This is a genomic window from Pseudomonas syringae CC1557, assembly GCF_000452705.1.
GTDB lineage: Bacteria > Pseudomonadota > Gammaproteobacteria > Pseudomonadales > Pseudomonadaceae > Aquipseudomonas > Aquipseudomonas syringae_F.
In genome coordinates, this window is sequence record NZ_CP007014.1 from 1,542,311 (window position 1) to 1,561,908 (window position 19,598).

General features: G+C 59.3%; 18 protein-coding genes and 4 tRNA genes. 12 read left to right on the forward strand and 10 right to left on the reverse strand.

Features of this window, described 5'->3' with window-relative positions; all coding sequences use genetic code 11:
- Positions 1–216: 216 nt before the first annotated feature.
- Positions 217–1,428: a pyridoxal phosphate-dependent aminotransferase gene (locus tag N018_RS07215; RefSeq protein ID WP_024644609.1), complete on the reverse strand. Its 1,212-nt coding sequence runs from the start codon at positions 1,426–1,428 to the stop codon at positions 217–219.
- Between the two features lie 187 nt (positions 1,429–1,615).
- Between N018_RS07215 and msrB the strand changes: the two genes are divergently transcribed.
- Positions 1,616–2,011: a peptide-methionine (R)-S-oxide reductase MsrB gene (gene msrB / locus N018_RS07220; RefSeq protein ID WP_025389216.1), complete on the forward strand. Its 396-nt coding sequence runs from the start codon at positions 1,616–1,618 to the stop codon at positions 2,009–2,011.
- 111 nt (positions 2,012–2,122) lie between these two features.
- Positions 2,123–2,608, forward strand: coding sequence for a glutathione peroxidase (locus tag N018_RS07225; protein WP_024644611.1), 486 nt, complete (start codon positions 2,123–2,125; stop codon positions 2,606–2,608).
- On the opposite strand, the gene N018_RS07230 is transcribed toward N018_RS07225, so the two are convergent.
- A complete protein-coding gene (locus N018_RS07230) occupies positions 2,605–4,959 on the reverse strand; it encodes a hybrid sensor histidine kinase/response regulator (protein WP_025389217.1) in 2,355 nt (784 codons plus the stop codon). The genes N018_RS07225 and N018_RS07230 overlap by 4 nt on opposite strands.
- Before the next feature lie 91 nt (positions 4,960–5,050).
- Between N018_RS07230 and N018_RS07235 the strand changes: the two genes are divergently transcribed.
- Both N018_RS07235 and N018_RS07240 read left to right on the forward strand, forming a co-directional pair.
- Positions 5,051–5,941: an ATP-binding protein gene (locus N018_RS07235; RefSeq protein ID WP_024644613.1), complete on the forward strand. Its 891-nt coding sequence runs from the start codon at positions 5,051–5,053 to the stop codon at positions 5,939–5,941.
- On the forward strand, positions 5,938–6,420 hold the full coding sequence (locus N018_RS07240) for a GAF domain-containing protein (RefSeq protein ID WP_025389218.1): 483 nt from the start codon (positions 5,938–5,940) through the stop codon (positions 6,418–6,420). Before N018_RS07235 ends, N018_RS07240 begins: the two co-directional genes overlap by 4 nt.
- A 58-nt stretch (positions 6,421–6,478) precedes the next feature.
- Here the strand turns inward: N018_RS07240 and N018_RS07245 are convergent, their stop codons facing one another.
- Entirely contained in the window at positions 6,479–7,237 is a 759-nt protein-coding gene (locus N018_RS07245) for a hypothetical protein (RefSeq protein ID WP_080265658.1), read from the reverse strand.
- A 326-nt stretch (positions 7,238–7,563) separates the two neighbouring features.
- On the opposite strand from N018_RS07245, the gene N018_RS07250 reads away from it, so the two are divergent.
- The 4 genes from N018_RS07250 (at position 7,564) to N018_RS07265 (ending at position 7,975) form a co-directional block, all read left to right on the forward strand.
- Positions 7,564–7,639, forward strand: a tRNA-Glu gene (locus N018_RS07250).
- A 4-nt stretch (positions 7,640–7,643) separates the two neighbouring features.
- Positions 7,644–7,719 (forward strand) — tRNA-Gly (locus N018_RS07255).
- A 100-nt stretch (positions 7,720–7,819) separates the two neighbouring features.
- A tRNA-Glu gene (locus N018_RS07260) sits at positions 7,820–7,895 on the forward strand.
- A gap of 4 nt (positions 7,896–7,899) precedes the next feature.
- A tRNA-Gly gene (locus tag N018_RS07265) sits at positions 7,900–7,975 on the forward strand.
- Between the two features lie 101 nt (positions 7,976–8,076).
- On the opposite strand, the gene N018_RS07270 is transcribed toward N018_RS07265, so the two are convergent.
- The gene (locus tag N018_RS07270; RefSeq protein WP_024644616.1) at positions 8,077–8,799 is read right to left on the reverse strand and encodes a pirin family protein; all 723 of its coding nucleotides are present in this window, start codon (positions 8,797–8,799) and stop codon (positions 8,077–8,079) included.
- Positions 8,800–8,983: 184 nt separating this feature from the next.
- Here N018_RS07270 and N018_RS07275 point away from each other — a divergent pair, with 184 nt between their 5' ends.
- The gene (locus tag N018_RS07275) at positions 8,984–9,892 is read left to right on the forward strand and encodes a LysR family transcriptional regulator (protein ID WP_025389219.1); all 909 of its coding nucleotides are present in this window, start codon (positions 8,984–8,986) and stop codon (positions 9,890–9,892) included.
- 14 nt (positions 9,893–9,906) lie between these two features.
- Here the strand turns inward: N018_RS07275 and N018_RS07280 are convergent, their stop codons facing one another.
- The 4 genes from N018_RS07280 to N018_RS07295 form a co-directional block, all read right to left on the reverse strand.
- Complete coding sequence (locus N018_RS07280; protein WP_025389220.1) at positions 9,907–11,085, reverse strand: acyl-CoA dehydrogenase family protein; 1,179 nt, start codon at positions 11,083–11,085, stop codon at positions 9,907–9,909.
- 32 nt (positions 11,086–11,117) lie between these two features.
- Complete coding sequence (locus N018_RS07285) at positions 11,118–12,107, reverse strand: ABC transporter substrate-binding protein (RefSeq protein WP_025389221.1); 990 nt, start codon at positions 12,105–12,107, stop codon at positions 11,118–11,120.
- A 231-nt stretch (positions 12,108–12,338) separates the two neighbouring features.
- Positions 12,339–13,922 carry a rhodanese-related sulfurtransferase gene (locus N018_RS07290; protein WP_025389222.1) on the reverse strand — a complete coding sequence of 528 codons (1,584 nt, stop codon included), beginning with the start codon at positions 13,920–13,922 and terminating at the stop codon, positions 12,339–12,341.
- Entirely contained in the window at positions 13,919–14,539 is a 621-nt protein-coding gene (locus N018_RS07295) for a cysteine dioxygenase (protein WP_025389223.1), read from the reverse strand. The genes N018_RS07290 and N018_RS07295 overlap by 4 nt, the downstream gene beginning before the upstream one ends.
- 202 nt (positions 14,540–14,741) lie before the next feature.
- On the opposite strand from N018_RS07295, the gene N018_RS07300 reads away from it, so the two are divergent.
- Positions 14,742–15,647, forward strand: a complete 906-nt coding sequence (locus N018_RS07300) for a LysR family transcriptional regulator (protein WP_025389224.1) — start codon at positions 14,742–14,744, stop codon at positions 15,645–15,647.
- Between the two features lie 57 nt (positions 15,648–15,704).
- Here the strand turns inward: N018_RS07300 and N018_RS07305 are convergent, their stop codons facing one another.
- On the reverse strand, positions 15,705–16,793 hold the full coding sequence (locus N018_RS07305) for an LLM class flavin-dependent oxidoreductase (RefSeq protein WP_025389225.1): 1,089 nt from the start codon (positions 16,791–16,793) through the stop codon (positions 15,705–15,707).
- Between the two features lie 243 nt (positions 16,794–17,036).
- Between N018_RS07305 and N018_RS07310 the strand changes: the two genes are divergently transcribed.
- The gene (locus tag N018_RS07310; RefSeq protein WP_025389226.1) at positions 17,037–17,339 is read left to right on the forward strand and encodes a SelT/SelW/SelH family protein; all 303 of its coding nucleotides are present in this window, start codon (positions 17,037–17,039) and stop codon (positions 17,337–17,339) included.
- Positions 17,340–17,432: 93 nt separating this feature from the next.
- A complete protein-coding gene (locus N018_RS07315; protein WP_024644625.1) occupies positions 17,433–18,254 on the forward strand; it encodes a UDP-2,3-diacylglucosamine diphosphatase in 822 nt (273 codons plus the stop codon).
- 20 nt (positions 18,255–18,274) lie between these two features.
- Here N018_RS07315 and N018_RS07320 read toward each other — a convergent pair whose 3' ends face one another.
- Entirely contained in the window at positions 18,275–18,586 is a 312-nt protein-coding gene (locus tag N018_RS07320) for a DUF962 domain-containing protein (protein WP_024644626.1), read from the reverse strand.
- Between the last annotated feature and the right edge of the window lie 1,012 nt (positions 18,587–19,598).

The following is a 19,598-nucleotide window of genomic DNA, read 5'->3' on the forward strand; positions in this document are numbered from 1 at the left end:
TAAGGGGGTGACCGCCGCTATTCAACACAGGGACTATTTCAAACTGTGTCGTGCTGACGTAATCAAGGGTAATCCCGACAAGCTGAACAGGACCTGAGCCAGGACGTCCGGCACCTGAAGGCATCTGATGCGCCAGCGCAGAGGGGGGGATGCGGGGCTGAAATAAAATGCCCCGAACGGGTCGGGGCAGGTGCAGGGCTGGCAGATGGAGTCTGTTTACTGACGATAACTTTTCAGGAAGTTACCGATCCGGCCAATGGCCTGCTCCAGCTCGTCAACGCGTGGCAGTGTCACCACGCGGAAGTGGTCAGGGTAGGGCCAGTTGAACGCTGTGCCCTGAACCACCAGCAATTTTTCCGAGAGCAGCAGGTCCAGGACGAACTTCTCGTCATTGAGGATCGGGCAGACTTTCGGGTCTATGCGTGGAAAGGCATACAGCGCGCCCATCGGCTTGACGCAACTGACGCCGGGAATGGCATTGAGCAGTTCCCAGGTGCGGTTGCGCTGCTCCAGCAGACGCCCTGGCGGCAGGATCAGGTCGTTGATGCTCTGATAACCGCCCAGTGCCGTCTGAATCGCATGCTGGCTCGGCACGTTGGCGCACAGGCGCATGTTGGCCAGAATGTCGATGCCTTCGATATAGCTCTGCGCGTTGTGTTTCGGCCCGGAAATGGCGATCCAGCCGGAACGGAAGCCAGCGACCCGGTACGACTTGGACAGGCCGTTGAAGGTCAGGCACAGCAGGTCCGGCGCCAGTGAGGCGGTGCAGATGTGCACGGCGTCATCGTAAAGAATCTTGTCGTAGATCTCGTCGGAGAACACCACCAGATTGTGCTGGCGGGCCAGTTCCAGCATGCCCAGCAACACCTCCCGCGAATACACCGCGCCGGTCGGGTTGTTCGGGTTGATGATCACCATGGCCTTGGTATTGGGGGTGATTTTGGCCTTGATGTCTTCCAGGTCTGGCCACCAGTTGGCCTGCTCGTCGCACAGGTAATGCACCGGGTTGCCACCGGACAGGGCAACGGCTGCGGTCCACAACGGATAGTCAGGTGCCGGAACCAGCACCTCGTCGCCGTTATTGAGCAGCGCCTGCATCGACATCACGATCAGCTCGGAAACGCCGTTGCCCAGGTAGATGTCTTCGACGCCTACACCTTCTACCTGCTTCTGCTGGTAGTACTGCATGACCGCCTTTCGGGCGCTGAACAGGCCCTTGGAGTCACTGTAGCCCTGAGCCGTCGGCAGGTTGCGGATCACGTCCTGAAGTATTTCGTCCGGCGCCTCGAAACCAAACGGTGCCGGGTTGCCGATATTCAGCTTGAGGATGCGATGACCTTCCTCCTCCAGGCGTTTGGCGTGCTTGAGCACTGGCCCGCGAATGTCGTAGCAGACGTTTGCGAGCTTGTTCGATTTGCTGAACTGCATGGTGATGATCCCGAAAATGGAGCGGTTGCCGGCTTGCAACGAGGGCCGCGGCACGGACGCCATGAAAATGGGTTTGTGTGCGACAAACGCGGGTGCCAGACTGACGTCTGACCTGGCGCAATCATACGTGCCACCTGATCTGTGGAAAAGATACAGATCGGGCTTTTTCCGATTCGGAGGTGTACCTGTGGACAAGTTGCAGAAAACGCTTGAAGAGTGGAAGCAGATGCTCGACCCGGAGCAGTACAACGTTTGCCGCCTGAAGGGCACCGAACGGCCGTTTTCCGGCAAGTACAACGAGACCAAAACAGCAGGCGTCTATCACTGCATCTGTTGCAATGAGCCGCTGTTCGATTCCTCGACCAAGTTCGATTCCGGCTGCGGCTGGCCGAGCTTCTACGCGCCGCTGGAAGGCAGTGCGGTGGTCGAAGTGCGCGATATCAGCCACGGCATGATTCGTACCGAAGTGGTCTGTGCCAAATGCGACGCGCATCTGGGGCATGTGTTTCCCGACGGTCCGGAGCCGACCGGGTTGCGTTACTGCATCAACTCGGTGTGCCTGACCCTTGAGCCCCGCGCATAACGCGAACGCGCTTATTCATCGGCATCAATCCCGGGAATTGGCGTGCGTGCTGTTCAATTGCACGCTAACGTCAATCGTCCTGAGACCGTCACAGCCCCGAGGCCTATGTCCATGAGCGAAAACCTGCTGAGCATCCCTGTCACCACCATCAAGGGCGAACAGAAAACCCTGGCCGATTTTGCGGGCAAAGCGGTGCTGGTGGTCAATACGGCAAGCAAATGCGGCTTCACGCCCCAATACAAGGGGCTGGAAAAACTCTGGCAGGACTACAAGGACAAGGGGCTGGTGGTGCTTGGCTTCCCCTGCAACCAGTTCGGCAAGCAGGAGCCGGGAGATGAAGGCGCGATTTCCGGGTTTTGTGAGCTGAATTACGGTGTCAGCTTCCCGTTGTTCAAAAAAGTCGATGTCAACGGCGATCAGGCCCACCCTCTGTTTGTTCAACTCAAGCAGCAGGCTCCGGGGTTGCTGGGGACGGGGCGGATCAAATGGAATTTCACCAAATTCCTGATTGGCAAGGATGGCACGCTGGTCAAGCGTTTTGCGCCGTTGACCAAGCCGGAAGATATGACCGGCGAAATCGAAGCCTTGCTGCGCTAGGCCCGTTCCTCGGTGATCGGTATCCACTGATCAAGAATGCTGACCAGTTCGGCGCGTCTGAACGGCTTGGCCAGATAGTCATTCATACCCGCTGCCTTGCAGCGCTCGCGCTCGTCAGGCATGGCGTTAGCCGTCAGGGCTACGATCGGCAGGTTCGGCCAGCGACCGCTGCTGCGGATCTGCCGGCTGGCTTCGTAACCGTCCATGACCGGCATGTTGCAGTCCATCAGTACCAGGTCGAAGTGGTCGTGTTCCAGTTGCTCCAGCGCCTCGCCGCCATGGCTGCTGACAACCACTTCGCAGCCCAGTTTGCCAAGAATGCCCTTGGCCACCAGTTGGTTGACCGGATTGTCCTCGACCAGCAGCACGCGCGCGGGACGTTGCGTGGTGTGCTCAAGTGCCATCGGGTCGCGTAAGCCGGGTTCTTCCTGACTCAGAACCCGCCGCAGGGTGTGGTAGAGCGCATTGCGCGCCAGTGGCCGGGCCTGCTGCTGCAGCGGTGCCAAAGCGGCCACTTGCTCGGCAGGCATGAAGTTGCCGTAGGCGGTGACCAGCAGAATCGGTACCGGTGTGGTCGGACGGATCGCGAACAGGCACTCGGGGCAGTCGGTAATCACCAGGTCCGGACCGCTGTCGAGCTCCATGTCATCCGGACTGTCGTCGATGCTGCGTCGCTTGACGTCAACGCCCCAGAACGGAAGTAGGGTGCCAAGCAGCTCCACCAGGCCGCTGCCTGCCGAGCTGATCACTGTGACTCGGCCTTTGAGCGGGGTCTGAGCGACCGCAGGCAGGTTGATCGGCAGTGGCAGTTCGGCGCAGAACTGACTGCCAAAGCCGGATTGCGACTGAATGCTCAACTGGCCGTTCATGGCCTCGCACAGGTTGTTGGTCAACGCCAGCCCCAGTCCGGTGCCGCCGTACTGTCGGGTGATAGCGGCTTCTGCCTGAGTGAAAGGCTGAAAGATTTTGGCCTGAGCGTCCTGCGCGATGCCGATACCTGTATCGCGTACTTCGATGCGCACCCGGTTTTCTCCGCTGGTAGCGTCCAGGTAATGCGTCAGGCGTACGTCTACGCGACCGAAACGGGTGAATTTGAGCGCATTGGACAGCAGATTGCTGACAATCTGCCGGACCCGGGTCGGGTCGCCGGTGACCATGGCCGGGAAGTCCGGCGCGATCAGGCAGGTCAGCTCCACACTGGGCGCTGCGTTCTGCGACAGCAGGTTGGCGGTGTCCTCGATCAGTGCGCCGAGGTCGAACGGGATGCGTTCGATTTCCAGATGTCCGGCGTCGAACTTGGACATATCGAGAATATCGTTGAGCAGTTCCACCAGCACTTTGCCCGAATCATGGGCGATCATCAGTTGCTGGCGTTGCTCGGCACCGAGCGGGCTGTCCAGCGACAGGGCGAGCATGCCCAGCAGGCCGTTGAGCGGAGTGCGGATTTCATGACTCATGTGCGCCAGAAACGCCGAGCGGGCGTGCGCCATGTCCAGCGCGGTGCTGCGTGCGATCTGCAGTTCCTCGTTGGACTGGCGCAGGCGCATATTACTGGCCTTGAGTTCGTTGGTGCGTGCCGAGACGATGTTTTCCAGTTGATTGAGGTGGTCGGTCAAGCGGTCCTCGGCCGCGCGGCGTCTGGAAAACTCGCCGCTCATGGTTTCGATCTGACGGTTGAACGTGGCGACCAGCACGCCGATTTCATCCTGCTCATGGTGCGGCGGGCAGTTGATTCTGGCTTGATCGGGACTGCGCGGGTCGCGGCTGCTCAGTTCCCTGATCACCCGGACCAGCGGCTTGGTGAGCGTCGCGTAGAACAGAATGGTCAGAATCCCCGCCAGCGCCAGACTGCGCAGAAAGCCGTTGAGCAGGGTGATTTCTGCGCGTTGCAGGAAATGGCTGCCGAAAGCGAAGGTGTCGACGGTCAGGTAGAGTGTGCCGATGGTTTCGTCCGGCAGATGATCAAGGTGCAGCTTTTCCTGAAACTGGCGGCTTTCGCCGAACAGCCAGTCACTGAGCATTCGATAGCGCCCAGCACCCATCGGGCGTTCGACGCTGGCGAGCACGGTGTCGTTGTTGTCGGTCAGGCGCGCACTGATCACGGCAGGGGAGTGCAGCAGCCCCAAGGTCAGTTCCTGAGCCAGCTCGGCATCGATGTTATAGGCAATGCGCGACGCGGGATTGCGGGTGATTTCCAGCAGGGACTTGATTTCGCGATTGATGGAGGCGTCTTCGCTGGCATAATCAAGCGCAATCTGCGCGAAGCTCAGCAAGGTTCCCAGGACAAAGCCGATCAGCACCGAAAGGCGCGCCTGCTTGAATGAAAGCCTGTTTTTGAGCGATATATCCATGAATACCTACTGCCACTTCGGGTGCCCGGTGCCGGCCAAGCATAGCTGATCGGCATCGGTGACCAATCAGTTAAATATATAAGGAGATCCCGTGGATTCTCGGTTGGATGCTTTTCTGCAACGCGCCGATGCCGTGCTGGCCCGGCTGGAGCCTCTGCTGCCTGCGCTACGTGAGCCGGTCGAGTGGAGACAGGTGCTTGCCGCCCGCTGGGTACGCGAGGGGCGCAGCGGCTATCTGATGCCGCTGCAGGTCAGTCTCGATACGCGTCTGACTGATCTGATCGGCGTCGACCTGCAGCGCGACCAGTTGGGGCGCAACACACGCCAGTTCATTGAAGGTCTGCCGGCCAACCACGCCTTGCTATGGGGTTCACGGGGTACAGGCAAGTCCTCGTTGATCCGCGCGCTGCTGGCCGAATACGCCTCGGCAGGTCTGCGCCTGATCGAAATCGAGCGTGATCACCTGGGCGACTTGCCTCGCGTGGTCGAGCAACTGCAAAAACTGCCGCAGCGTTTCGTGCTGTTCTGTGACGATTTGTCGTTCGAATCGGGCGAGGGCGATTATCGCGTGCTGAAAAGCGTGCTCGACGGCTCGCTGGAACAGGCCCCTGACAACGTGCTGCTGTATGCCACGTCCAATCGCCGCCATCTGGTGCCCGAGAAGGAGAGCGACAACGCCAACTGGGCCCACGTTGATGGTGAATTGCATCCCAGCGAAGCGGTGGAAGACAAGATTGCACTGTCCGACCGGTTCGGCCTGTGGCTGTCGTTCTATCCGTTCACGCAGGAACACTACCTGAATGTCGTCGAACACTGGATCACTCAACTGGCGCACAAGGCAGGTTTGCAATGGCAGCGCGACGAGCCACTGGAAAAGGCTGCAATCCGCTGGGCCACAGCGCGGGGCAATCGTAATGGTCGCTGCGCTTATCAATTTGCGCGTTACTGGGTAGGACTTGAATTGTTGGAGCAACACACATGATTGATTTGCAAAACACCGGCAGCGGACTTGACGGCTATGGCTTGCTGGCGGCTCAACTTGAGGCGCTGCTCGCCGATGAGCGTGATTTCATTGCCAATGCTGCACAGTTTTCGGCGTTTCTCTACACCCAGATCGAGGATTTGAACTGGGCGGGCTTTTATCTCAATCGCAACGAAGAGCTGGTGCTCGGGCCGTTTCAGGGGCAGATCGCCTGCGTGCGCATTCCCTTTGGTCGCGGCGTGTGCGGGGCGGCGGCGCAGAGTCGGCAAACCCAGCGTGTTCAGGACGTGCACGAATTTCCCGGGCATATCGCGTGCGACAGCGCGTCGAACAGTGAACTGGTGGTGCCGCTGGTCAAGGAAGGGCGTCTGATCGGTGTGCTGGATCTGGACAGTCCGAGCGTGGGGCGTTTTGCGGAAGTGGATCAGGTGGGAATCGAGCGTCTGGCTGCTATCTTTCTGGCTGCTACCGACTGCTGAGCAGGTCTCGGTCTGCTGGTCGCTGCCCGTGTTCGTGCGGGCAGCGGCGGTGCAGTCATCAATCGTAGATGACTTTTTTCTTCCATTCCGATTCGGTGTCGTCCTGCTTGAGACCTTCTGTCAGCGCGTTGTCGTCGTCTTCGGTCGGCGCGGTGTTGGTCAAGACCACCGAGTTTGCACGGGCCAGTTGCTTTTCCATCGCCAGCAGTTGTTGCTGATAGGTGACGGGGTCCGGCTGGTTGCGCAAATACTGCACGCCCCGCTCGAAGGCCAGACGCGCCTGGCCTGGCTGATCCTGAGACAGTGCAGTCTGGCCCAGGTTGTTGAAGAACTCGATGTGCAGGTTGACCAGAATGGTGCGGATCTCACGGATCCAGTGCTTGGCTTCGCTGGTCTGCAGAAAACCGTCATGCGCAGCACGTGTGACCTGACCATGCAGGGCTTCGAGCAGAAAACGAACGTCCTTGGCCTTGGCTTCGGTCTGGATCGGCGCGACCGGGTTGGGTATTTCGATGCCTTCACCCTTGTCAATCTGCGCTTCCAGTTCGCCGATGCGGTGTTTCAGTTGGGCGTTGCCTTTTTCCATGTTCAGCATGCGCTGCACAACGTTGAGTTCCAGGCGAGCCAATAGCAGCTTCAATGCTGGCGACATCAGCTGGCCCGGGAACACTTCGTTAATCTCGCTGCAGCGACGCAGGCGATCGCTCAGCTCTACCTTGGTTCGGGCTTTTTCCAGTTTGCCGTTTTCAGCGACGTGATTCAGGTAGCCGATCGCGATGAGCAGTGCGATACCTGCTACTACCATCAGCGTGATCATGAGTGGAGTCACTGTGCAAACCTCATTCGTTCAATTAGTTTTAGCGCGAGTGTAGTGGCTAAGCACTACTGCGCATAGATGTCCTTATCCGAGTTTGTCGGCATCTCTTCTATATAGATTAGGACAGATTAGGCAACTGAACGATATAGGTCGGGCAGGCGGACGGCTGGCGACCATCGGTGGGTGTGCGAACGGCATCGAAGTTATTGATTTCAATAAATTTTCAGAATGGGGTTGACGACCCCTCAAAGCATCCATAGAATGCGCGCCACTTACAGCGTAAAGCACACAGCGTAGCGCAAATAAGTAGTGAATGTTGTACGCGTGTCCCCTTCGTCTAGTGGCCTAGGACACCGCCCTTTCACGGCGGTAACAGGGGTTCGAGTCCCCTAGGGGACGCCATTTTGCGGGAATAGCTCAGTTGGTAGAGCACGACCTTGCCAAGGTCGGGGTCGCGAGTTCGAGTCTCGTTTCCCGCTCCATTTTTAAGCAGCTTTGCTTCAGGGCAGGGTTGAGTGAAACCAGTACACATCTGCGGATGATGTCTGGAACTGGAACACACACCATGGTGTTTCAGGCAGTGTCCCCTTCGTCTAGTGGCCTAGGACACCGCCCTTTCACGGCGGTAACAGGGGTTCGAGTCCCCTAGGGGACGCCATTTTGCGGGAATAGCTCAGTTGGTAGAGCACGACCTTGCCAAGGTCGGGGTCGCGAGTTCGAGTCTCGTTTCCCGCTCCATATTCACAAAAACGCCGCTCATCAGAGCGGCGTTTTTGTTTGTGCGTTATCCCTCCATACAAGAACGCCGCTTCCAGGAGCGGCGTTTTGTAAGCATCGGCTCAAGGCATCTGCGGCAGTTCATTAGGCCGCATATCGAACACCAGCACTTCCGCATCAACCCCTTCGCTCAGGCTGATCAGCCGCTCGTTACGCACGCGCACCCCGTCACCTTCGCCAAGTCGCTCGCCATTGAGCAGCACGCTGCCACGGGCGACATGCACGTAGGCATAGCGATTGTCAGCCAGCTCAAGCGCGGCGCTTTCATCACCATCGAACAGACCGGCATACACACGGGCGTCCTGACGAACTTTCAGTGCGCCATTCTCGCCCTCAGGGGCGATGATCAGTTGCAAACGGCCGCGTTTCTGCTCAGGGCTGAAGTGTTCCTGCTGATAGTTGGGAGTAGCCCCGGCGACATTCGGCACGATCCATATCTGCAGGAAGTGCACGCCTTCGGTCTGCGAGTGGTTGAATTCGCTGTGCGCCACGCCGCTACCGGCACTCATCAGCTGCACGTCGCCAGGGCGTATCACCGAGCCGGTACCCAGCGTGTCCTTGTGTTCCAGCGCGCCTTCCAGCACATAGGAAAAGATCTCCATGTCGCGGTGCGGGTGCTGGCCGAAGCCCTTGCCTGCAATCACCCGGTCATCATTGATGACCAGCAGATCGGAAAAGCCCTGTTCCTGAGGGTTGCGATAGCTGGCGAACGAAAAGGTGTGGAAGGATTTCAGCCAGCCATGATCAGCTGCGCCGCGATCGGAAGCGTTGCGAAGAGTCAGCATGATTCTTTCTCCATCGGGTATCGACGCTGCACATTCAGCAATCGATCAAGTGAGATCAAGATTACTGGTTATCTTTCGGTGCAATAAGTAGCTGAAAGACGAATCACTGTCTCGCTGTGGTTGACAGTTCCAGGTGAAGGATTAGGCTCTGCTGAATGCAGTCCAGCTCACTCAGGCGATGCCGATGAACCCTTTTGAAGACATGCGTATCTTTTGCCAGGTCATGGAGTCCGGCAGTTTCACGGCCGCCTCTGACAAGCTCGGGCTGTCCAAGCAGTTTGTCAGTCGCCGTCTGATGCAACTGGAGGAACGGCTTGGCGTGCGTTTGCTCAACCGCTCGACGCGGCGTCTGGATGCTACGCCTCTGGGCCAAAGCTATTACGAATCGGCCTTGCGCTTGCTGGCCGAAGTCGAGCAGGTCGAGCAGGGCATCACCGGGCAGGGCAGCGAACCGCGTGGCACATTGCGCCTTAGCGCCCCCTTGTCGTTTGCCGTCGTCCACCTGGGCTGCCTGTTGCCAGAGTTTTTACAGCGCTACCGTGACGTAGCGGTGGAGGTCGACTTGAGCGACCGGCCGGTGGACGTGATCAGCGAGGGCTACGATCTGGTGCTGCGCATTGGCATGCTGGAGGACTCCAGCCTGATCGCACGCCGCATCGCTGCAATCGATCGGGTTTACTGCGCCAGCCCGGGCTACCTCGCCGAGCGCGGCACGCCGCTGGAGCCTGAAGACCTGCATCAGCACGACTGCCTGCCTTATGGTCACAGCCGCCAAGTGCAATGGCGTTTTCAAGGGGCGGGCAAAGCGTCGAGCCTGAGCGTCAGTGGGCGAATGCGCGTCAATAACGGCGAGTTGCTCAGAGATGCAGCAGTTGCGGGGCTGGGAATCACGTACCTGCCGACGTTCATCGTCGGCGCAGCCCTGCGCGCTGGCAGTCTGGTCCGCCTGCTGGACGACCGGCGGCCCGAGCCCCTGACGCTGTCGGCGGTGTACCCGCAACACCGTCAGGCGTCGCGACTGGTACAGATGTTCATCGAGTTTTTGCGCGAGCGCCTGGACGCTGATATCGAACTGGATGACCGGCAGGGGTGATCGGTGCGCCCACGTTACCCTGTGTTGCGCCTGGCAAAAGCCGCTTTGCCCACCCCGCTCAGTACTGCATCGTTCTGCGGCGTATGCACCCGACCGCACAGCACATTGCGGTAATGACGTTGCAGCGGGTTGCTGCGCGACAGGCCTGGATTACCCGAGGCTTCGACGGCCAGCTCCACGGCGCGTATGGCATTGCCGGTTACCAGAAATTTGATCTGCGCGGCATGTTCGGCAGGCGTATGCCCCTGTGCAGCGGCTTGCAGCAGGCTCTGGTTGGCGAACAGCAGGGTGTCGATATGCCCGACGGTTTCCTGAAAGCGCGGCAGTGTCGAGAGTGCCGTCCCGAGGTTGGACGGTTTGCGCTGTTCCAGCCACTGCACCAGCCAGTCGCGTGCGGAATGGGCGATGCCGTCGTAGACCGATGACAGCAGCACGGCCATCCAGAGCATGCCTGAACCGTCCAGCTCGGCGTGTGGCGCGCTCCACGGGTTGACGCTGACCGCGTGTTCGAGCGGCACCAGCACGTTGTCGAATCGGACTTCGTGGCTGTTGCTGGCGCGCATGCCCAGATGGTCCCAGTCTTCGATGATCGTGATACCGGGCGTGTCCTTGTGCACCAGCCAGCTGCCGACCAGCGGGTCATCGTCATCGCTGCGCGCCCACACGGCGAACCAGGTCAGGCCATGGCTGCCGGTGGAGTAGATCTTGCTGCCGTTGATCCGCCAGCCCTCGGCGGTACGGCGGGCGAGGGTACCTGGCAGGCCACCACGTGCGGGCGTGCCCAGGTCCGGCTCCACGCGCAGGGCGTTGATCAGCGCGCCATCGCGAACCGCTTCTTCGGCCACGCGAATGCGCAGATCAGTTGGCCATTTGCTGTTCTCTTGCAGGCGCGAATGCTGCAGGTATTGCATCACCAGAATCAGCGCTGTCGACGGTTCGCCCCTGGCCACTGCGCTGACGACCTGTTGCGTTCGCACCAGATCGGCACCGCCGCCGCCCAGTTCGGCGGGCACAGTCAAGCCCAGCATGCCATGGCCGTGCAGCAAGGCAAAATTGGCGTGGGGGAAGGTGCCGCTGGCATCGTAGTGCTCTGCGCTTTCGGCCAGCGTTGCGGTAATCCCCTGCAGCCGGGTGGCGAAGTCGGCGGCTGATTCGGCCAGCTCACGGCGCTGGCGAAGCGGTGAAAGTTTCATGCGGGGTCCTTTTCGCAGCGGGTATCCGACCGTTATTGAGCGTTGGCCTGAGCAATTCGGGCGCGCGATGTGTTGAAGCTTTTATCGAAGCCAGTCGAGACGTCGATGGGTTTGCTGACAATACCTTCCGCCAGGTAGGTGTCGGCGGTTTCTTGCAGGCCCTGAATAATCGGGTCATCAATCGGCGTGCGCTGCATCTTTGTGGCCTTCGCCACTGCCAGATGCACGTCTACTGGCAGGCCGGTGACTTTGGCCTGCGCGGCGGCATACTCCTCGGGATGAGTGTTGGTCCAGTCGAAGGCGCGCTCGACCCTGGCAACGAAGTCCTCCAGTTGCACGCGCTTGCTGTCAATGGCCTTGCTGGTCGCCGCGAGGTAAAGATGATTGCTCAGCAGTTCGTTGCCGCTGACCAGGACGCGTGCATCGTTCTGGCTGATGGAGATCGTGGTGTATGGGTCCCAGGTTGCCCAGGCATCGGCATCGCCATTGGCCAGCACCAACCGTGATTCGCTGGGCAACAGGTAGAGGAAGGTCACATCGCTGGTCTTGAGCCCCGCCTGGTGCAGCGCGCGAATCGCCAGATAGTGGCCGATGGAGCCCCGTCCAGTGACGATGCGCTTACCCTTGAGATCGGCCACGGTCTGGATCGGCGAATCTTTCGCCACCAGCACGGCGGTGGTGAATCGGCCTTGGGCGTGGGTAATGCTGACCACTTTCAACGGCGCACCTGCGCCGAGAGCAAATACATAAGGTGCATCACCCAGCGCACCGATATCCACGGCTTCGGCATTCAAGGCCTCGCCCAAAGGCGCGGCAGAAGGGAACTCGGAGAACCTGATTTCGTAAGGCACATCCTTGAGTTCGCCGGAAACCTGCAACAGTACTTTGAGCAGTGACTTCTGATTGGCCACCAGCAATGGCGCCAGCTCGGCGGCCAGAACCTGCTGACCCGTCATGACGCTCAACAGTGCCCCCAGCAACAGGCTTTTGAGCGGCAAAGGGGATTTGAAAAAAGGTAGCATTCAGGTGGTTCTCCAATAGGGTGATGAATAGTCCTGACAAGCCTTTGGCGCTTGTGCCAATACGCCGCACCGCACCTTCAAAGTCGGACGCAGAGCGTGGGGACGAGAGTCATCGTGGTCTGGGCCCCGTTTTCCGGGCTTTGATTCTCGTGCCAATGCTCCGCGTTGGCATGCATTGGGTGACGCTTCGCGTCACAACCCTGCGCCGCACCGCATGCTCAAGATCGAACATCAAATCACGTAAAACCCATGTGTCCCGTCACGCCCCAGTTGCTCGACCAGCCCGAACTCCCAGTCGAGGTAAGCCTGCATGGCTTCACGCGGGGCATCAGTGCCTTCATAAGGGCGGCGGTAGCGGTCGATGCGTGACGAGGCCAGTCGGCTTTCGCCGTGCTCCAGTGGCAGGCCGGCCTTGACCCAGCTGGCGGTGCCACCTTCGAGCAGGAACACCGGCTTGTCGGTCAGTGCCTCGACGTCTGCCACGGCGAAACGCGCCAGACGGCTACTGCCACAGGTCAGTACATAACGCTCTGCGGCAGGTATTTTTGTCAGCGCCTGCTTGAGGTCGGCGCGCAACGCCCACCATGCGCCAGGGATGTGCTGCTTGACGTAATGGGCGCTCGCCGTGAAATCCAGCACCGCCACCTCGACATTTTTCTGCCACTCGACAAGGGTTTCGACGCTGATCGCTTCTACGTGTGGTGCAGCAGGAAAGGGTGCGTCCCAGTCGCCTGACTCACTGAAGTCCGCCTCACGCAGATCATCGATGACCGAGACATCCCAGCCCAGTTGCGCCAGCCAGGAAGCCGACATGTTGGCGCGTACCCCCTCGTCGTCTACCAGCACGATGCGTGCGCCGCGTACGCTGGCGAAGTGGTCGGTTTCCTGCACCAACTGGCCGCCCGGGGTGGAGCGCGCACCCGGCAAATGGCCCTTGGCAAACTCTTCCGGGGTGCGCACGTCGAATAGATACGTGGTACGTGACGGCTCAGCCTGCCAGCGTTGCAGCTCGGCCCGACTGGCACGTTTGACCCCGGCCTGGTCGGCGACCTTGCGTGCATCGGCGCTGGCAGTGTCGCGAGTGGCGTCACTGACTGCCGCGAAACGCCGGTTCTGCCCATGCTCCAGCGTTTGCTCGGCCAGCAGCCAGCCGATAGTGCCGTTGCGCAGCGCATGGACCTGATTGGGAATACCCGCGTTGACCAGCGATTGAGTGCCGATGATGCTGCGCGTACGGCCCGCACAGTTGACGATGATCCGGGTGCTTGGGTCAGGGGCCAGCTCGCGCGCGCGCAACACCAGCTCCGCGCCCGGCACGCTGATGCCGCCTGGAATGCTCATGGTCTGGTATTCGTCATACCGACGCGCATCCAGCACCACCACGTCGGCGTAGTTGTCGAGTAGGGCTTTGACGTCTCCGGCGGCCAGCGATGGCGTGTTGCGCTGATGCTCCACCAGCTCGCCGAACGCTTTGCTCGGCACGTTGACATCGATGAATAGCTCGCCGCCCGCAGCACGCCAGCCCTGCAAGCCGCCGTCGAGCAGTTTCACATCGCTGTAACCCAGGGATTGCAGGCGTTGCAGGGCGATCTGTGCCAGCCCTTCGCCATTGTCGTAAAGTGTGACGGCGGTATCGCGGCGTGGAATCCGCGAGAACACTTCCAGCTCCAGTTTCGACAAGGGGATATTCGCCGCAAACAGCGGGTGAGCCTCGGCGAACGGCGCCTCTTCACGGACGTCCACCAGCGCCAGCTCCTGGCGGTCCAGCAGCGCCTGACGAATATCGGCAAATGATCGGGTTGTTGAGGTGGTCATTGGATAACACTCCCTGTTGGCAGGTCCTGACGAGCAGAGGGGACGGCATTGGAATAGCCGGAAATGAACAGTTTTTCGTGGCCATCGAGGTCGTATACAGCACGCTTTACAGTGCCGATATCGGCGCCGTACACATGAATGCTGATCGAGACCTGATCGTCGAACGCGTTGCTGACCTGATGAACGTCGTTGCTGTGCGGCGACAGCGCTTCGACCTGACCCGGTTGCAAAAGAATCGGCGGCCCACTGGTTTCCAAGTGTCCGTGCACGTTTCGCGCATAACCCTGTGAGTGTTCAGCGCCGCGCAGCATGCCGATCAGGCCCCAGACACGATGGTCGTGAATCGGCGTGCGTTGCCCCGGCCCCCAGACGAAACTCACCACCGAAAAGCGCTGCTGCGGATCGACATGCAGCAGAAATTGCTGATAACGAGCCGGGTCGGGGATGGAGAATTCTGCAGGCAGCCAGTCATCATGGCTGACCAGTTGTGCCAGCAGTTTGCCGCCGCGCCGCAGCAGGTCACTTTCGTGCGGTTCGCTGCCGATCAGCTCGGCCAGCGCATCAATAAACGCGCCGAGTCGTTCGGGGTGTTGTTCAGGGCGTCGTTGCTGGGTCATGTCCGGTTCCAGATCAGGGAATGACCTGATATAAGCATAATATTAGTATTTAATATGCTATTTTTTAATGATTAGGTTATAACGAAAATGTCTTTTGCCTTTCTTCGTGAATACGGGAAATCCTCGACAGGGCTATTAATCATCAGCCGCGGGTACTATGCTTTTTGCCTATGTTGATTTCTCATATTTATGTGCGGTCTGAATGAAAATTGATGATATCGATGCGTTCGTTGCAGTCATCCGCTGTCAGTCGATCAGCCATGCGGCTGAATCACTCGATCTGACCCAGCCGGCCATCACGCGCCGGGTACAGAATTTCGAGCAGGCGCTTGGCGTCGAGTTGTTCGACCGCAACACCAAGCCGCTCAAGCCAACGCCAATGGGCATTCAGGTGTATCAGAAATGCCTGGCGATCCTCCGCGAGATGGATTCGCTGCGTGAACTGGTGGCCAGCGATACGCCGCCCAGTGGTGTGTTGCGCCTTGGCGTGCCGCAAACCATTGGCGATGTGGTGCTGCTGGATGCGCTCAAGCAACTGCGCGGCGAGTTCCCGGACTTGCGCGCTCAGGTCAGCACTGGCTGGGGCAGCCACCTGATCGGCAAGATAGAAAATGGTGAGCTGGATGCCGCGGCAGCGCTGTTCCCGGCGGGCAAGATCTTTCCGGATAACATCATGGGTCAGTCCATCGGCAAGATGGAACTGGTGGTGGTGTGCGCTGTAGGTTCGGCACCGAAAAAAACCAGCAAGCTGGCTGACTGTTACGAGCAGGGCTGGGTGCTTAACCCGGATGGCTGTGGGTTTCGTGCCGGTTTGCAGCGTACCTTGACCGATCAGGGCTTGAGCATGAAGGTCAACCTGGAAACCTTCGGCACCGAGCTGCAACTGGGGTTGGTGGCCGATGGCATGGGGCTTGGCCTGGTGCCAAGGCCGCTGCTGGAGCGCAGCGTTCATCGCGAGCATCTGGTGATGCTGCCACTGAAGGATTTCAAGCCGGTCATGGATTTGTGGCTGTTCTACCCACGCTTTCTAGGCAACCTGCAAGCACCGGTCGACGCGTTCGGTGCCTTGGTGGCGCGATCCCTCAAACCGGTTTCAGCCGCTGCTTGAGGCTGACATCGCGGGCGGGCTGCCTTCAGGCAATCAGCCCGTCCGCATCGCTACCTCTCAGGCCACCTGTTCGCGAGCTTGCTGTTCACGCTGAGCGACCAGCTGACGAGTCAGCGGGATCAACCTTTTGCCGTAATCGATGGCATCCTCCAGCGGGTCGAAACCGCGAATCAGGAAGGTGGTAATCCCCAGATCGTAGTAATCCAGCAGCGCTTCTGCGACCTGTTCCGGGGTGCCGACCAGCGACGTGGAGTTGCCTTGTGCGCCGAGCAGGCCAGCGATGCCGGTCCACAGGCGTTTGTCCAGACGCGAGCCTTGTGCAGCGGCGGCCAGCAGGCGGCGCGACCCTTCGTTCGGTGGGTCGCGGCGCACAAAGCCGTTACTGTCCGCCAGGGCTTTGGCCTTTTCCAGAATGCGGTCGGCGCGTGCCCAGGCTTGCTCTTCGGTATCAGCCAGAATCGGCCGCAATGACAGGCTGAAACGTATGGTACGGCCATGTTTGGCGGCCTCGGCGCGAACCTGTTTGACTACGTCCCGCACCTGCTCGTACGTCTCGCCCCACAGCGCGTAGACATCCGCATGCTTGCCCGCGACGGCAATCGCCGCTGCCGAAGAACCGCCGAAATACAGCGGGATGTGCGGCTTTTGTGGCGATTTGACCAGCGAGTGCGCGCCCTCGAACTGGTAGTAAGTGCCCTGATGATCAAACGGCTTGTCGCTGGTCCATTCCTGACGCACCACGCTGAGGTATTCGTCGCTGCGGGCGTAACGCTCATCCTTGCCGATATGGCTGCCGTCAGCCCGCAGTTCCTTGTCATCGCCGCCGGTGATGATGTGTACGGCAGTGCGTCCGCCATTGAAGACGTCCAGCGTCGCAAACTGTCGTGCAGCCACTGTCGGGGAGATAAAACCGGGGCGATGGGCGACGAGAAATTTCAGCGTGCGGGTGACGCTCGCAGCATGCGCAGCGACCAGCGTGCTGTCCGGGCTGTTGGAGTGGTAAGCGATCAGCGCACGATCAAAGCCTGCGTCTTCATGAGCCTTGGCCACCTTCTGCACGTAGTCGGGCTGAATGGTTGCGCCGCTGCGAGGGTGAATTTCAGAACCGGGTTGCGTGGCGATGTAGCCAATGAATTCAATGCTCATGAAAACTCCTGCCAGTGGTTGAGGTCCGTTCGACCTGGTCGAGAAGCACCATAAAGGCAATTGGCAGACGCTGTGAAATTCGATTTTGGTCTAAGTTAATTATAAAAAATATGCATTATTTAATCGACTGATAATTAAAGTCTTGTGCAAGGCTGCGGCGCAGGGTGCAGCGCATCATCAACGCTCGTTGATGTGCTCTGTGATGGGTATCATGCTCATCTGCATTGGCTGGAGGAGACGTTCATGTCTGCCGAAAAACCTGAAATCATCATCACCTATTGTATTCAGTGTCAGTGGCTGTTGCGCGCCGCCTGGCTGGCCCAGGAGCTGCTGAGTACCTTCAGTGACAATCTGGGCAAGGTGTCACTGCAACCGGGCACCGGAGGTACGTTTCGTATTACCTGCGACGGTGTGCAGATCTGGGAGCGCAAGGCAGACGGCGGCTTTCCCGAGGCCAAGGTGCTCAAGCAACGGGTCCGTGACCAGATAGATCCGGCACGTGATCTGGGCCACAACGACCGACCGCTGCCCACCAGCCCTCAGTGATACGGGGCGATTGTCACGACATCGCCACATGCGTGTCACATTCAGTTAACCGGCATGCTCCACTCTCTTCAAAACCATGCCGGAGGTTGTCCCATGAGCAGCGCTCAGCTCGCCACACCCAGCCGCAAACAACGTGTGCGGACCTTGTGGATTTCCGACGTTCACCTCGGCACGCGTGATTGCCAGGCTGAGCACTTGTCTGCATTCCTCAAGCGCTATCAGGCTGACAAGGTGTACCTGGTCGGCGACATCATCGACGGCTGGAAACTGCGCGGCGGTATGTACTGGCCGCAAGCACATACCAACGTGATCCGCCGTCTGCTGACCATGAGCAAGCGCGGCACCGAGGTGATTTACGTCACCGGCAACCATGACGAATTTCTGCGGCGGTATTCGAAACTGGTACTGGGCAACATCCAGTTAGTGGACGAAGCCGAGCACGTGACCGCCGATGGCCGTCGCCTGCTGGTCATCCACGGTGATCAGTTCGACGTGATTACCCGTTATCACCGCTGGCTGGCCTTTCTGGGCGACTCGGCCTACGAGTTCACTCTGACCCTCAATCGCTGGCTGAACCATTGGCGCGCCAAGTACGGCTATGGCTACTGGTCGCTGTCGGCGTACTTGAAGCACAAGGTCAAGAGTGCGGTGAACTTCATCAGCGATTTCGAGGAAGCGATTGCCCACGAATGCGTGAAGCGTGGTCTGGACGGCGTAGTTTGCGGGCACATCCACCACGCTGAAATACGTCAGGTGGGCGGCGTGGAATACCTCAATTGCGGCGACTGGGTTGAATCCTGTACCGCCCTGATCGAGCATCTGGACGGCAACATCGAACTGTTCCGCCTGGCTGATGCGCATGTGAAGGCGCAACAGGTGGTGGCCCAGGAGCCCGCCAGCGAAACGGTTGCCTGAGCGTCACAACGGCGCTCTTTTTAGAAAGCTACCTTGCCCAACAGCATGTCACGGTACATGACGAAGTCACCGAGCAGGCTGTAGAACGGATGCTTGAACGTGGCCGGCCGGTTTTTCTCGAAAAAGAAATGCCCGGCCCAGGCGAAACCGTAGCCCGCGACAGGCACCAGCCACAACAACCCCCAGCGACCACTGCCCACACCGAACGCCAACAGAAAAATCACCAGCGACGTGCCGACAAAATGCAGGCGTCGACTGGTGCTGCTGCTGTGTTCGGCAAGATAGAACGGATAAAACTCGGCAAAGCTTGAGAAACGCTTGATGGTATCCACAGTGCGTACCCTCAGGTTGGTTCTCATGGTTATACACAAGTCCTGATGAGCCACAAAATACAGCTATGACTCGTGCCCACTTCGTGAACATGCATTCGTGATGCGCTTCCTCACGCAGCAGCAATACTTCATGCGTCGCTTGCAAATAAACGCTGCCATAAGAGTCTCTTCGATCACGATGTCACTGACGACGCAGAGTGCGACGTAAGTGACGGCTGAGTCCTGACACTGATCCGGGGGTAGCCTGGCAGGACGCCAGGCTAGCCGCACCGGGCCATGGATGGCCCGTTGCGGCGACCCCCGGATCAGTGTCAGGACGAAGGAACCCGACGAAGTCGGGCCGGAAACGGAGCCAGGGGATTTGGTTACTTTGGCCCCATCAAAGTAACTCGCCGAGGGGCGAAAAGGTGCGTCGAGCCGTAAACAAACATCACTGACATCGCAGAACCGCTGTGTGACGCAGAGCGTCACGAACTGCATACCGACGCGGAGCGTCGGCACGATAGTCAAAAGGTGCGTCGATCCGTAAACAAACATCACTGACATCACAGAACCACTGTGTGACGCAGAGCGTCACGAACTGCGTATCGACGCGAAGCGTCGGCACGATAGTCAAAAGAAAGCGCTTTTTTATCACGATGTCACTGACGACGCAGAGTGCGACGTAAGTGACGGCTGAGTCCTGACACTGATCCGGGGGTAGCCTGGCAGGACGCCAGGCTAGCCGCACCGGGCCATGGATGGCCCGTTGCGGCGACCCCCGGATCAGTGTCAGGACGAAGGAACCCGACGAAGTCGGGCCGGAAACGGAGCCAGGGGTTTTGGTTACTTTGGCCCATCAAAGTAACTCGCCGAGGGGCGAAAAGGGGCGTCGAGCCGTAAACAAACATCACTGACATCGCAGAACCACTGTGTGACGCGGAGCGTCACGAACTGCATACCGACGCGGAGCGTCGGCACGATAGTCAAAAGAAAGCGCTTTTTTATCACGATGCCACTGACGACGCAGAGT